We start from the raw sequence: 15,949 nt of genomic DNA on the forward strand, positions 1-15,949 counted from the left end.
TTGTGCTCAATATGCTACAACACAATAAAATTATAATTGCCATTTCAGGTGCAACAGGCATCGAATACGCCTTCAAAATGCTTACTGTTTTAAAATCATATCATATTGAAACGCATTTGATCGTCTCAAAGCCCGCTGAGATGACACGGGAATATGAAACAAGCTACCGTTCACAAGACATTAAGTCACTTGCAACATACGTCTATTCGAATGCCGATATTGGTGCACCACTTGCAAGTGGCTCTTATCGTACAGATGGAATGCTTATTATTCCAGCTTCAACTAAAATTTTAGCCGAAGTTGCCAATGGAATGGGTGACTCATTAATAACGCGTGCAGCAGATGTAGTTTTAAAGGAAAGAAGAAAACTCATCCTTTGTTTACGCGAAACCCCGTTTAATCTGATCCATATTGAAAATATGAAAAAAGCTACTTTAGCAGGTGCAATTATCATGCCACCTGTCCCTGCCTTTTACAATCACCCACAAACATTAGATGACATTATTAGCGATTTTGTATATCGTACACTTGATGTTTTTGGACTTAAACTTCCAGAAATGAAACAATGGCAGGGATAAAGATCATGTACCAACACCTAAAATATTTTTATAGCGCTTTTTTTGTCACACTCATTGGTATTATTGCTGCGGTTCTATTGGAGCCAAATCATAAATTATATGCACTTTATCTTATTTTGATCTTAGCCTTATTAGAAATTTCGTTAAGCTTTGATAATGCTGTTGTCAATGCAAAAGTATTGGCTAAAATGCCAAAAAAATGGCAGAAAGCTTTCATATGGATTGGTTTACCAGTTGCTGTTTTTGGTATGCGCTTAATCTTCCCGATTTTACTGGTTAGCATAACAACATCACTGTCTTTTAGTGATGTATTTAAACTTGCAACGAATGATCCAAAATCTTATCAACATGCACTTGAACTTGGCTTTCCAACCATTTGTGCCTTTGGTGGAGGCTTCTTGATCATGGTTTTTCTGAAATTTTTTGTTGCTGAAAAACATGAATTGCACTGGATCAGCTGGCTTGAAGAAAATCGTTTTGTTAGCCTGATTCGTCACTATCCTGGTGGTTATATTATTTTTGCACTCATTATTGCCTATATTGTGATTTACAATGCTGCACTTGGGCAAGGTGGCACATTAGCACTTGCTTTTTTAATGGGGCTTATAGTTCATGAAGCACTGGGTATTTTAAATTATGCATTTGGTGGGAGCATGACAGGTAAAGTTGCTCAAAACGGGCTGATGGGATTTTTATACCTAGAGGTTTTAGATGCTTCTTTTAGCTTTGATGGCGTTATTGGCGCGTTTGCCATTTCAACCAATATTTTTATTATTATGATCGGTTTAGGTATTGGGGCGATGTATGTTCGCTCACTCACCCTCTTCTTTGTTGAGCATAAAACTTTGTCTAAATTCCGCTATCTCGAACATGGCGCGCATTATGCAATCGGCTTTCTAGCAGTTATTATGTTTATAAAAATATATACACATGTACCTGAGTGGTTAACAGGTACTGTGGGGATTGGATTAATTATTATTGCTTTTATTCATTCGAAAATTGCCAATTGTAGGGGGCTAAACTTGACTTAACCATTGTCCATTTATCAAAACAGGTAAATTCATGTAAGTAACCTTACGGCATTTCTATTTAGAGATGAAATTTCATTTACGATTGACCAAATGAGAGAAATCAATAACTCTAAATTTCCCTTCATTATCAATAATAACGTTCCCCTGATGAAAATCAGGAAGATAAAAACTCCGATCCTGGTTGTAATTTTTTTTGAAGTCTTGATAATCTTTTAATAACCGGTTGTATTTATCCTGTCCAGCTTCAAGTAACTGCAATTTTTTCTTCACCGTTTGACCTTCAAAATAAGGCATAATTAACGCTTTATCTTGTTTAACATATTTTGCTGTTGCTAATTCAGGCTCTCTTTTACTGTAGAAACGATTAAAATTATCTGCTTCCTCCTGCAAAGACTTTACACCCTTATTTTTATGTTTAAATTTAATGGCAACTTTTTCTTCATTTTTTAACGCTAAAAATACACTACCTTCTTCACCTTTACCAATGATTTTGTCAAGTCTATACCCCTCTATGGTTCGATTTTGTATCCAATCTTTTTTAATCTGTTTATTGCTAACAGCTTTAAAAAATGTCTGGGTATGGGCACCTTTTGGTGCATACCTTGCAACATAATAGAATCTAACAATGGTAGCCCCCAATGCTACGAACCCCAAACCCATTGCTACATTTATTAAGCCAGCAAGCGTAAACTGCTGCCAATTATTTGCTACTTCACCCCAGCCAAAAACAACACCTGTTAAAACAACATTCGTTATGACTTCAGCTACAAAACCAATTAGCACAGGTAAGTACAGTCCAACCCCAGGAATAAAGCTTACAACAAGACTTAACAAAAAAGCACCAACCCCAATCAATATTCCACCCTTATAGTTTTTGGCAAACACGTCCATAGCACTCATGATTTGTTTTTGATCCGCTTCTGTTGCGTGTCCTGTAGGATCAAAGAAATTTACAGGATTATTACTTGCATAGCTATAACCATTAATTCCACCGATACCAAAGGGTGAAGCACCATCATGCTTCATAAATATCCTTAACTCAGAATTATACGCTCGATAACCATCACCTAAAAATTGCCATCCTGTAGCTTGATCTTGTGCTGTCATACGATAACTGAGATTATTTTTTTGTACACTGAGCGCAAACTTTTCTGCCTGATTCAAGTCACTCATGTAACCATAGGGAGTATAAACATAGTTACCTTCTATCTTATTTGCAACAACATTACCTGTTACATTAAAACCATCATTAATTTGTGCTTGATATTCGCCATGATAAATACTTCCTCCACCGACATAATAACGCGCATCAGACTCAACTTTTTGCTCTATCAAACTATCTAAATAATAATTAACTTGACTGCTATTTTTCCCTGTTTTACTGTCTTTTAACTCCACCATCACTTGACGATCATTGGTATCATAGGTGTACCCAATTTCTTTATCCTGCATATTTAAGCGAATTAAATTTTGTGCAGCATCATACGTAAATTGATGAGTTACTAATTCGCTAGGAGTATTCTTTTCCGCCATCTGTACAATATTTCCATTCTCATCATAACTCAAAACAATACTGTTATCTTTTGTTTCAATTTTACTAACTTGAGTTGGGTCTTTATGATCATAAGAATAATGCATTACAGAAATAGCACCATCTTTTGTCACGCTCTGGACTTGTTTTAACTGATTTAATGCGTCATTGTAAAGATAATATTCTTCCTTTAATACCTTTCCATCAGGAGTAATTGGACATTCAAATCCTTTACAAATAAATGACTGTAGCTGCCCTAATGCTGTATAACTATATCTTTCTATACTTTCTCGCAAATTTGATTCTGCATTGTCTTCGGTTTGTATAATCTTTTCTGACTTCTGACCTAATTTATTATAACTATAATTATACGCCCTCATCATCGTTCCATTTAAATAATTCTCTACTTTGGATAATCGCCCTAACACATCATAGCGATAAGTTTGTCCTTTGATATTATTTTGCCATAGTTCGTTTACTGTTAAATTAGGATTATAGTTCACACCTAAACTTACGGGAGAAGCTCCTTGATACTCTGCTTTTTCTAACATCCCTAAATAGTTGCTTTGTGATTTTTGTGTTAACACAACCTTTCCATCTGCCTGGTAGCTTTTTTCTACCAATGTACCATATGAATTATAGCGCAAATCTAAACGTCTTTGGCTACCATCAGGATACAGCATATCCAACTGAGTTAAGCTCAAGGTAACAGGGTCATAATGATATTCTGTTTTGCTCACAAGCTTACCTGACGCTTCTTTTTTCTCTAAAACATGTACATTCCCATTTTGATCATATGTCCAATTTATTTCAAATTCCTTGTCTCCCAACGTATTATAAAAAAGAGCAGTCTTAGGACTCATCCATATTTCATCATATATGGTTACAACTTTATTCCCCTTTGCATCTTGAAATTCTATTGGTAAACCAGAATTAACGTCATATTTAATTTTAATATTTTCTTTATCATCATTTAATAATGTCGTTGACGATAATAAATACCCTAAACTGCTAAAGCTTTGCGTACCTACTTTGATCACTTTGTTGTTTATTTTGTCGATAAGTTCTGTTTTAATGACATTGCCATAATCGTCATACTGATACTTTAGCTCACTTAATCTATGCCAAACCTTTCCCACTTTATAGCTTGTTGTCTGACCAATCAATACTCCAATTTGTTCTTTATCATACTCATAGGTCTCCATTAAGCCCTCTACCATATTTTCGCTTTGCATGGGAATTCCTTCCTTCATTTGCGTTTTAATAAACGACATCGCCATACAATTTTGATTGGGAGAACTACAGGTTTTCTTTATCGAATCAGCTAAAGTAGTTAAGGCATACCTATCAAGCCATCTGCCTTTCTTAGCCTCTGCTACTAAAGCTTGAATCTGCTCTTTTACTGCTTGATCTTTACTATACAAAGCCATACGACCACCTGTTTCGTCCGTATACCGAAAATCAGGCTGCATAATGATGCCATAATGATATTGATCACCCTCTTGCCATAAAGGATGATTTTTATCACTCGAAATATTCTGAATTTCAGTTTCAGAAATCTCTACAGGTTTAACTGTACAGCTTGTATATTTTATGCCGCTTGTATCATAAGGATTATGACTGATATGAGAAATAAGAGGATTAAAACATAAAGACTTTTCCTCAATCACTTCAGTTGTTGGCTCAAGCGTATAACTTAATTTTCTTTTTCTGTAGTCATCATTGATCATGACTATTGTTTTTCCATCTTCTCTTTGAACCGCCGTAACATTCCCTTTTTCATCGTAAAAAAAGCGTCTGACATTAGGCGATTGATTGCCAATTTCATCATAATAATAACTAACAATTGACATGAGTAATCCAGCTTCATAATATTTTTCTTCTACCGGATAAAATCCATCTCTAGTCTGGTTTTGCACTTCCGTACGCGTTACCCTTCCTTCATTATCATAATAAGTTTTATTGATATAACCTTTAGACCCTGTTGTTGGCGTAATAAGCTTCATTTCAAGAAGATATCCTGCCTCATTTTTATCGCTTAACACTTTGTAGGTATAGATTATTGTTTGTTTTAAGTTCGCTCTGCCATTAGGTAGGTAACTTATTCTCTTTACCCTTCCCAAAGCATCATAATCTTCATAGATAATTTCATCTTTAGACACTGGATTAACTACTCTAACCAATCCACCATACGCATTGAAAAATTGATGCTCACTTTCATGCTTAATCGGCACTAAACCTATAGTTTTGTCAGCTTGTAAATCTCTTTGCTCTGTCCATAACTCATAGCCATCATTTCCATATTCAGACAACTTAATGCTGTTATCTATATAGGCATTTTGTCCTTTAATTAACTCTGTAGATTGATTGACTGCACCATATAAAGCGCTGCTAGGAATTGAGTTTACCTTGTATTCTGTAGAATTCATTTTTTTGCCATTAAAAAAACTTGTCATCCGGTTTACATAAGGTGCTTTTAGCACATATGAGGTTCCATCAACGTTCACTTGAGTTTCGAGTAAAGATAAATTGTCATTTGTAACTAATGCCGTTTTAGTTGAGTCATACATGTACATTTTCTGTTGCTTTAACATGGCTTGTTCAGCTTGAGATTCAGGATAATACTGGAACTCAACAACATTACCAAAAGCATCTACTGCATGCTTTAAAGCACCTCTATATTTACCTGCTTCCTTAGTTTCACTATTATAATAAGCATATACTCCTATAAAACGCTTAGCCTCTTCATTTCCTAAAAGGTCGAATACAGAATAAGTAACTTTTTCAGGAAACTGATAGCTATCTGATAGATTAGAAAATGCCTGCGTTTTACTACTATAGACACTTTGATCATACTCATTACTTTGCGAATCAATTTCCTTCCAGATTAACTTTTCCTTAGCTTTGCTTGTTTGATCTTTCATTTCAAGTGCTACACTTATGCCAACGGATTGATGTAAATAATTAAAGCTCTGTTTTACTTTCATCGTGCGAAGTTCATTATCCAATCCATTAAACACGGGAGTCTTACTGGTTATCCAGTTTGTATAGCCATACACCCCATCTAAATGCTCTAACCCACACTCCAACATCCAATCTAACAAAGGATTTTTTTCAATTTGATCAAACGTAGCTTTAGAACACCAAATATTATTACCTGCGAAATTTCGTCCATCTGCATCATGATAATAATCAAACGTTTGATCTTTGCTATAACGATTAGACAGATGTTTAGTAAATTGACTGACATGAACATTATTATATGGCACTGGAGTTGTTTTACCGTCAATCACATAGCTAACAGTCTTTATTCCATCGTAGTTAAATTGATACTTTACACCATTTGGAAATATAATCTCAGTGATATTGCTCAAATCTTGATAACTTAAACTTACTTTTTGTGCTAATGGATTGAGAAGATAAATATTCTTGCCATTTTGATCTTCATATATTCTAAAGGTCTGCTCACGACCCAACGGATCAAGATATATAATATCCGTTTGGGATGGCATTTTTAAAACATTTACTATAACGTCGCCACGCTTATTTTTAATTTTAATTCCATCTTGATCATATACAAATTGAATATAGTCCCCCTTATTATTTAAAATTAGCGCCAAAGGATATAAATAACTGCCATACGTCTCTACTCGTTTAAACACGTAGATTGTTCCATCCTCTTCAGTTATCTTAACTTCTCCTTCATCTATAAATTCAATCTTACTTCTTTGAAGTTTAGTGTAAAATAATTTGCCTATTTTTTTTCCATGAACTTCCTCTACCTCAAAAGATTCATTTTTCTGATCCAGGTTTAGCCTATAATATTGCTTGCCATTGACTCCATGCTGAATTTGTATATAAGGAATATTAAGTGATAAATCTTTGCTTACAAATAAGCGGTTTAAAGGGTTAAGGGCATTGTTATTATTAATGGTTAAATTAAAACTCAATGGCGATATTGGCGTACTTCTTATTTGCACAATTTGATTAGCAAAATTAAGTTTTAACGTTGCAGGATTAATTGACAAACTCACCGGCAAATTAACATTACCAGCCAATGACTGAAAGCTATTACCATTATTCACCTGTGCGAAATTTTGCAGTAAATTAAGCGTCTTGTTATTGTCTAAGGGTGTTGTCAAATTGCTCTTTGTATTTTTATCCTCCACACTTGAGTCTGTAACTAAAACCTTTCCATAGCTAGGTTCTATTACAAAAGCTAAGATATACGCTAGATTCGTCAACATCACACATGAGTTTTTAATTAACATCATATACTCCTAAAGCTTTCCGCTTATCTTAACTCACCATCTAACACTTGGAACTAATTGCAATTTTTCATTTTTTTCTATATTAAGGATACAAGGAACTTTGCGTGGAGTTTTATACTGCTCTGTCTCTGTTGCTTCACACGCATAAGGACCTATTTTAAAATAACTATCAAATACTGCATAAACTACAACAACTTGCCTATGTGTCCTATTGTCTTGTGAAGAGATGCCAATACTATTTGCACCCCATGGATTTAATGGTATAACTTCTGTTTTACCAAATGTCGAAAATATAATTTCATCAATTTTTGGATAAACATACATCGTTGTATTTAAACTATCTGTACCCTTAACAACGGTAAAAATCTCATCTTGATGCTCCATGCTGGCTGTTATGGCAATATGACCATCGGTATCAAAAGTCCCTTTATATTGTTTCTCACCAATATAGAAATCAAAACTCTTTCCATTTAAATCAATGTAGGATTCATCTGATAGCGCTTCCACACAAGGTTGATTTGCTATAGGTTCAAAGTCTTGAAAAATTGATTCTGCCATAACATTGTCTAATTTAATATAACCTGTTGGAGAACAAATCTTAAACATCACTTTATTAGGAGATAATAAAATCGTAGCACCCGATGATGTTTTGGTATAATCACATATCCATGAGCTAGGTGTCATATCACAATCTTCCCTTGTACCATCTTGCATAACTTTAACTTTATAAGGTGCTTCATTTTCCACAACTGAAAACTGTAAGTTAACCTGTTTAGGTAAGTAGTCGTCCAATGCTGTCAAAACTTGGAACGTTCTTGGATTTAATATACCTTTATCTAAAAGGGGTATAGGTTTAAAAGCATCTTTTTCTGGGCTTTGAAACGAATGTAACGTTAAATTTGAACGATTAACAATCGTTAATTGATTACGTATTTCAGGACCACATGCTGTAATACTAATGTCCGCTTTTTGGTTTTGTGCTTGACTCAAATCAAGCATATCAGCCACATTAATCCCTGAATACATATATAAATATGCAGAATTAGCAATAGTTGCTGTTGTCCCTACAATCGAATAATAATAAGTATTCCAATTCATACTATAAGGCTTAAAATCTAACCCACGAGCAAGCTTCTTATTTTCCCCTTCTGCACTATAACCAACAGTTTCTATTGTACATAATCCCTGTGTTGTATTATTTTTTAAAGTAATTTTAAAGCTAGGATAGAAAAATCCTTCCCCTACATAGCTCAATCCTTCTTTTTCAGGATAACCATTACGATAAGACTTCAAAATACTAGGCTCAAAAGTAAAAGTATAAGAATCATAAGGATTGATAACTTTACCAACTGGGTCTTGTGAATTTACCCATTTAATACAAGGCAGCCTATTTTTTTCTTCTGCTGCATTTTTTACTGGTGGACACACACTGGAAACAGAAACAATACTAAGTGAATAAGCAGACGCGTTATTAATTGTCAATTTTGGGGTTTTGTTTACGCTTTTATCTGTAATTGAATACCGATAATCTTGTGGATATGACATGCTTTTTGAAAAATTGCTTGAGTTATTACTTGCAATCTGAAACTCATCTTGTTGATTAATATAGATTGAATACCGACATTGATCAGAACAACCTTCTATCATCACATATTGCGATATATCCGTATTGTTACGCAAACTTCGATAAGGGGATGAATCAACATGTTTGACTCTATATGTGAACGCTTTATTGACCGTGCCATCCGTGCTTTTAATATTAAAATCAAAATATTTATTTCTACTTGTACAGCCCCCAAAAAAATTTTCACTTTCTTCAGTATAAAAGGTTTTGCTATTTTTTTTATTCACCATATTACTTGCTAGATCTTTTGGATACCAACAGTCATTTTTCCCTTGAGAAATTTGATAATCTTGATCTGAATCGTTATAAATGGTTAAGAAATGGCCTTGTCCTGCATAAACAAAAGTAGCACTACTTAATAAACCGATTAAATATAATATTTTATTGATATTGCTCATCGTTATTCTCCATTTATATTTATTGCTCTAAATAATCATCTATATGTCCTCTTATCTTAGAACATATCATAGCAGCGCACCTACCTTCACCTCCCAATTTTATTGGAAGATCATTTTGTATATTTTGAATAGTAGCGCCAGTAGAAAACTTATAATCTGAGTTTATATCCTTAAATTTTACTCTCCAAAACATACCAAATCTTTGATTTTTTGAGGATTCAGTTAATAAAATACTAATATTATCTTCATTTATATCAGCAAGCTGTTTTGAAAGAGCACTTTCCCCTTCTCCTAGGAAACCATGACCTTTTAACTTACTCATCTTGTCGCCCACATTACTTATTTTATGTAATGCATCTTCCATACTATCTTCAGGAAATATCCTTAGTTTTTCATACTCTTGGTTTGTCACTTTCTCATTCATAACCTCTCCTTCGTTAACTTTAAGAGATTGAGATTGCCTTACAGAGTTTTGCCTTATTATCGATTGCCTTCCTTGATTAACATTATCTATCATAGTCCCTTGAACAGTTGTTGGATCACGTTCAAGTAAAGAACCAATATCATTTTTGAGCTTACTTTCAACTTCTAGACCTTTTGCTTTAATAACTTTGTTACTAGGTAACTTCTTTATACTCCGAAAAGCTGCCATTCTATTTCCTTTAGGAATATATTTCACTACAAAATATAATCGTGATAGCAACAATGCCCCAGCAATAAAAGTAAATCCTATTGCTGCATTTAGGAATGCCGCGCCAATAAAAGCACCTACTTGATCTTTTGCTACTCCCCAGCCCATCAATCCCCAGGTGGCAAGAAAACACCGCTACTTCCGCAACAAAGCCAATAATTAGCCCTGCAATCAAATTCACCCCTGGAATAAACGCGATGATTGTGCCTATGACTAGTGATAGCCCTCCTACAATCGCTGCTGCTTGCCAAGTGGAGATAAATAAATCAATTGCAGTGGTGATCTTCTTCTGATCGCCTTCTGTGACATGCCCTGTTGGATCAAAAGCATTTATCGGATCATTCCCTGCATAACTATAACCATTAACTCCGCCTGATCTCCAAGGTGACCATGAGTCATGCTTCATAAATACTCTCAACTCAGGATTATATGCACGATAGCCTTCCCCTAAGAACTGCCAATTGGTTTCCCTATCGGTATTTATCATCCTATAACCCAAATTACTTTTTTGCACACTTAACGCTAATTGCTGCGCCTGATATAGGCTTGCAATCTGGCTATCCGTCTGTTCACCAAATGGGGTATAGACAAAATTGCCTTCTATAACATTATTTTTCACATTTCCAGTTATATTAAATCCATCTGTGATCACTCGCTCATACTCACCTTTATAGAGGCTACCATCACCAACGTAATATCGACTATCTACACCAATTTTTTGCTCCATTAAGCCTGATAGATAATAATTCACTTGCTTCTTATCAGTTTTTGCTTTTACATCCGTTACACTTTCTTCAATTTGGCGACCAAACATGTCATAAACATAACGAATAACTTTGCTGTCTGTTTTTAGTTCTATCAGATTTTGAGCTGCATCATAACGCAGAGTATGAGCTTCTTTTGTACCATCTTTCTTCTCTTTATCCATGGCAATAACGTTACCATTCTTATCATATTGCAACAATGTAGTGATGGTTTGTGACTCTACTTTACTGACTTGCGTAGGATCTGGATTAGCATAAAAGTAGCGTGTTATATCTGTATTGCTATCGCCAAACTCTCGTTTCACTTCTAATAATTTATTCAATACATCATCATAACTATATTGCTCTTTACTAATTATATTACCCTGAGCTTTAGGGCACTCTGCTCCTTCACAGCTAAATACCGATAATTGCCCTAATGGCGTATAGTCATAACGTTGCACCGTCTTAACTAAATTAGAAGACTCATCATCTTCTGTCCACGACGTTCTTTGCGCTTTTTGACCTAATCTATTGTAGTCATATGCATAGCTTCTCATTTTTATTGCATTTAACACATTATCTATGCCTATTAATCGCCCCAAACTGTCATAATTAAAGATTCGTCCCACCTTGTCATTATATGAAACAGCACGCTCTAATAAATCAGTCTGATAATCAACCATAATCGTACTATTTGCTTGACCACTATAGGTTACCTTTATCGGTAACCCTAAATGATTACTCTTGTAGCTTTGTTGCCAAATGAATCCATCTTCTTTGTTGTATGTTTTTTGAACTAATGTCTCATATCCATTATAGTTAAATGTAAGCTTTCTCATGCTTCCATCAGGATAACTCATCTTGATGTTTGTAAGCTCTAAGGTTACAGTATGGTAATCATAGGAAATCTCACTAATGAGATGACCCAAATGATCATCCTTGCGAATTTTGGCAATATCACCATTGGCATTATAGCTATAGTAAATTACAAAACCATCCTCGAAAATTTTACCTTCATAAACAACTTTACTTGGTCTTAATTTCCATATCTCATTTTCATAATATATCTTGATACCATTACCTTCAGCATCTTTCATCCATATCGGTAAACCTGTCAATTTATCATAACCAAATGTGCTATTTTGACCAATTTCATTGATTAAACTTGTACTGCTTAGTAAGTAACCCAATGATGTGTAAGTTCTTTCTCCTATGTGATAGACATCATTGCTCTGTCTGCCAGCAGCAATCTCTGAATTGTATCCCCCTTTCGCTACCTTTACTTTTATAACGTGACCATAGTTATCATAATCATAATAAGTGGTACTTAATGCTTGCTCCTCATGATTATTATTTTTATAAAGCTTCACTTCTGCGATTAATTTTGTCTGATCTTTAGTGTCATAGATATATTCAACTGCCCAGCCATTGACCAAATCCCGTTGTTTTTCTGGTAATTGTAAATCATTGAGTCTAGTCGTATTAAAACTCAGAGCTTGACAGTTTCCAGATAAACAATCTCTCCTTACCTGCTCAGATAATTCAATGAGATTTTTCCTATCCAACGCCACGCCATTTAATGCCTCATTACTTAATTTTTCCACCAAGGCATAAATCTCTTTATTCTTATATAATGGAACTCTTAAACCAGATTCATTGGTATACTTAAAATCTTTATTTAATACAATACTATATTCATCTTGTCTTTGATATTTCCAAATCGGTCTCTTTGTATCATTTGATATATTAGAAACTATGCTTTGTGAGATGCTAACAGTACGTACTTTACACCTTGTATACAATGGTTGCCATGCACTTATATCGGAGCCTATCTTAAATTCAGGAGATTTCAAAGGATCAAAACACAATGATAACTCTTGCACTCCATTTACTACAGGCATCAACTCCTCAGTCGGTTCTAGTATATAACTGATTTTCTGCTCACGATAACCATCGTTAAGATTTACCACACTCTTGCCATCTGCTTGTTGGATAACAACTAATTCTCCTTCTGCATTATAAAAATAGCGACTGACTTGTGGATGCGATTTGCCCTCTTCATCATAATAATATTGGACTTCTGTACTCAATTGCCCTGCGCTATTGTAGTGACTCTCTGCAGTAACATAGTAAAATGAACGATCTATTGCTTGAGTTTCCACTTTGACAACTCGGTTTTCCTGATCATAATACGTCCTTGTGCTATATCCTATATTACCTGTCGTTGGTGTAACCACCGTCGTTGTCAATACATAACCTGCTTCGTTTGGATTGTTATTAATCATGTATTTATAGCGATAAACTTGCTTATATTGTGCTTGATTACTGGGTAGATATGTAATTTGCGTAACCCGTCCTAATGCATCATAATTATCATAAATCAATACATCATTATTTAAGGGATTCACCACCTTAATCAAGCCACCATAACGATTGTAAATCCTATGTTCACTTTCCACTCTAGTTGGTGCTAAGTCTTTGGTATCATCTTCAGCAGATGTTTGTATAGTGTAAACCTCATAATTACCATCTTCAGTTTTATTCATTACAAACTCTTTCTTAATATAGGGATTGGAGCCTTGTATTAATTCTGTCGCTGCTTTTATCTTTCCATACAACACACTGTTTTTATCTATATCAAGAGATATACGATTACCATTTGTTTTTTGCCCGTTTAAACTCGAAATCGTCTCACTCATATAGGGCATTTTTACTCGATAAGCTTTATCCTTAACCTTTACACTACTCTCTAACCACGACAATCCTAGACTATCCATCTTAGCCTCATCTTGTGAGCCATAGCGATACATCCTTTGTGATTTTATAAGACTATATGTCCCTGTCTCTCTTTCAGGGTAGTACTCAAGCTCTATTTGATTGCCATAACCATCTATCGCTTCCTTCATTGCACCCAAATAAGCACCACTACCTTCATCTTCTTTTACATAATAGCGATACTGACCTATCATTTGTCTTGGCAATACGTCTTTACCTATCTCATCATAGGTTAAGTAATTCACCTCAATAGGCTTATTGTAAATATCCGATAAATCACTAAAACTCTTTGCCTTCTTAATACTCTCAGGATAAATTAATTTCTGTTCTGTTAGTCTTTTATCCCCGACATCCAGACTCATCCCAGTTGACAAATGCAGATAATTATAACTATTTTTCATCACCATCTGCTGCCAATCTATCCCCTTACCGCTAAATACAGGCACTTTGCTTTCTATCCACGTCGTGTAACCATATACCCCATTTTGATGCTCCAAACCACACTCTAACATCCAGTCTTGCAAAGGATTTAATGACTCAAATATCTGCTTTGAACACCATATTCCATTTCCTGCAAAATTATGCCCATCTTGGGATACACTATAGTGATATACTCCATCTTCACTGTATCGATTGCCCAACTTCTTCACAAACTGACTCACATAACTATTGTTATATAAAATAGGTGTTGTTAAGCCATCTATCACATACGACACTTGTGAGAGTTTTGCATAATCAAAATGGTAAATTGCTCCAGTTGGAAACAATACATCTACCAACGTTGTTTCATCTTGATAATTTAAACTTAGCGTTTGATTCAGCGGATTGATTAATTTAACACGTTCTCTATTTTCATTTACAATATGAAACTCCTGTAACTCTCCTAATGGATTAAGATAAGTGATCATTACTTCACTTGGCATTTTTAATACTTGAACCATGACCTCATTATCATGGTTTAATATCTCAACTCCACCATCTGGCGTATACTGAAAACTTATTCTATCTCCCGTATTATTAACAATAGCTGTTGCAGGATATAGGAAATTCCACTGATTGCTTTCCTCAAAAAAATAATGACTGCCATCCTCTTCAATCAATTGTATTCTTTTATCGTCTAAAAAGATCAGTTTTGCTTTCTCTAACTTAGTATAATAAAACCCTCCTACTTTATTGCCATTTTCATCTTGCTTAACCTCAAATGAATATTGGTTATGTCCCATATTTAAACGATAATATTTCTTACCATCTTCACCTGTTAAGACTTGGATATATGGAATATTTAAGGCTAAGTCCTTATCTACAAACAAGCGGTTTAAAGGATTATAGGCGTTATCATTTGTAAGCATCAGACCAAAATTTAGTGTCGAAACAGGTTTACTAAGTATTTTCACGATTTCATTTGAAAAAACTAACTTTAACGTTGTAGGATTAACAGATAAGGTCACTGGTAAATTTGCATTACCTGCTAATGACTGAAAACTATTCCCATTATTCGCCTGTGAGAAATTTTGTAATAAATTTAACACCTCTTTATTATCAGAAAAAGTAGTGGCATTGACCTTTGCATTTTTTTCACTTTCTCTTGCTTCTGCTCTTAAGACTTCCCCATATGCAGGCTCAAGTACATATGTCAACAGATATACCAGACTTATCATCGTACCTATTGTTTTTTTCATAATCATAATTTAAGTCCTCCTTTCATTCATAAATTAGATTTTTTAAACTCTAGAATTCTACTTCGAGTTACACTTAAGTTTTCTGAAACACAGCAATCTTATTTTCCTTATTATTTATAGTTGTTTGAGATAGTTTGTTCCTAATATCGTTGTCATAGTAAGTATAGATCATATAATTTCATAATTTCTGATATAGGTCATAGATATCCTCATCACTTCTTATAAATCATCTTTAATACTATAAAGTTATATTTTTTATACAAAAATAATAGATTATTTAGATTGAAATTTAATTATAATTAGGTTGTTTTGAGTATTAGATACTCTATTTGATATTTTAAGCTTGACTAAGAGTCTATTCAAAGTCTGTTCAAAGTTTTTTATAATGAGAAACCCATTACTTTGCATGCTTTGGAAATATTTCCTAGTTCCTCTGCTAAATTTAACAAACCGACTTTATTTTTGATGAATTTATTATTAGTATCCAACATGAGGTTGCTGTTAACACCAAGGGATTTTGTCGTGTTAATTACCAAGGGAAATTGTCGGATCCAACTAAATTAGTGATCTCCTAAAATCATATATTTATGGCTTAGGAGATTCTTAGGATGATAATGATGGATTC

6 protein-coding genes and 1 pseudogene are annotated in these 15,949 nt (G+C 34.3%); 2 read left to right on the forward strand and 5 right to left on the reverse strand.

The window, feature by feature from the left end; genetic code table 11:
* The first annotated feature begins 11 nt into the window (after positions 1-11).
* Both M1V25_RS04780 and M1V25_RS04785 read left to right on the forward strand, forming a co-directional pair.
* Positions 12-578, forward strand: coding sequence for a UbiX family flavin prenyltransferase (locus M1V25_RS04780; RefSeq protein ID WP_116964530.1), 567 nt, complete (start codon positions 12-14; stop codon positions 576-578).
* 5 nt (positions 579-583) lie between these two features.
* Positions 584-1,609, forward strand: a complete 1,026-nt coding sequence (locus M1V25_RS04785; protein ID WP_239986778.1) for a DUF475 domain-containing protein — start codon at positions 584-586, stop codon at positions 1,607-1,609.
* Between the two features lie 72 nt (positions 1,610-1,681).
* On the opposite strand, the gene M1V25_RS04790 is transcribed toward M1V25_RS04785, so the two are convergent.
* The 5 genes and pseudogenes from M1V25_RS04790 to M1V25_RS04810 all read right to left on the reverse strand — a co-directional run.
* Complete coding sequence (locus M1V25_RS04790) at positions 1,682-7,414, reverse strand: RHS repeat-associated core domain-containing protein (protein ID WP_498842588.1); 5,733 nt, start codon at positions 7,412-7,414, stop codon at positions 1,682-1,684.
* Between the two features lie 30 nt (positions 7,415-7,444).
* Positions 7,445-9,433, reverse strand: a complete 1,989-nt coding sequence (locus M1V25_RS04795; RefSeq protein WP_116964533.1) for a hypothetical protein — start codon at positions 9,431-9,433, stop codon at positions 7,445-7,447.
* A gap of 19 nt (positions 9,434-9,452) precedes the next feature.
* On the reverse strand, positions 9,453-10,085 hold the full coding sequence (locus M1V25_RS04800; RefSeq protein WP_498842589.1) for a hypothetical protein: 633 nt from the start codon (positions 10,083-10,085) through the stop codon (positions 9,453-9,455).
* Between the two features lie 10 nt (positions 10,086-10,095).
* Positions 10,096-15,330, reverse strand: coding sequence for an RHS repeat domain-containing protein (locus M1V25_RS04805; RefSeq protein ID WP_498842590.1), 5,235 nt, complete (start codon positions 15,328-15,330; stop codon positions 10,096-10,098).
* Positions 15,331-15,710: 380 nt separating this feature from the next.
* Positions 15,711-15,815 (reverse strand): annotated as a pseudogene (locus M1V25_RS04810) (IS481 family transposase); the annotation flags it as partial.
* Between the last annotated feature and the right edge of the window lie 134 nt (positions 15,816-15,949).

Source organism: Candidatus Nebulibacter yamunensis, from assembly GCF_024208055.1.
Lineage (GTDB): Bacteria > Pseudomonadota > Gammaproteobacteria > Francisellales > Francisellaceae > Caedibacter > Caedibacter lacustris.

Bases quoted from the DNA above. Each gene is read 5' to 3' on its own strand.
- M1V25_RS04800 (WP_498842589.1), bottom strand. From the start codon at position 10,085: ATGGCAGCTTTTCGGAGTATAAAGAAGTTACCTAGTAACAAAGTTATT.
- M1V25_RS04795 (WP_116964533.1), bottom strand. From the start codon at position 9,433: ATGAGCAATATCAATAAAATATTATATTTAATCGGTTTATTAAGTAGT.
- M1V25_RS04805 (WP_498842590.1), bottom strand. From the start codon at position 15,330: ATGATTATGAAAAAAACAATAGGTACGATGATAAGTCTGGTATATCTG.
- M1V25_RS04780 (WP_116964530.1), top strand. From the start codon at position 12: ATGCTACAACACAATAAAATTATAATTGCCATTTCAGGTGCAACAGGC.
- M1V25_RS04790 (WP_498842588.1), bottom strand. From the start codon at position 7,414: ATGATGTTAATTAAAAACTCATGTGTGATGTTGACGAATCTAGCGTAT.
- M1V25_RS04785 (WP_239986778.1), top strand. From the start codon at position 584: ATGTACCAACACCTAAAATATTTTTATAGCGCTTTTTTTGTCACACTC.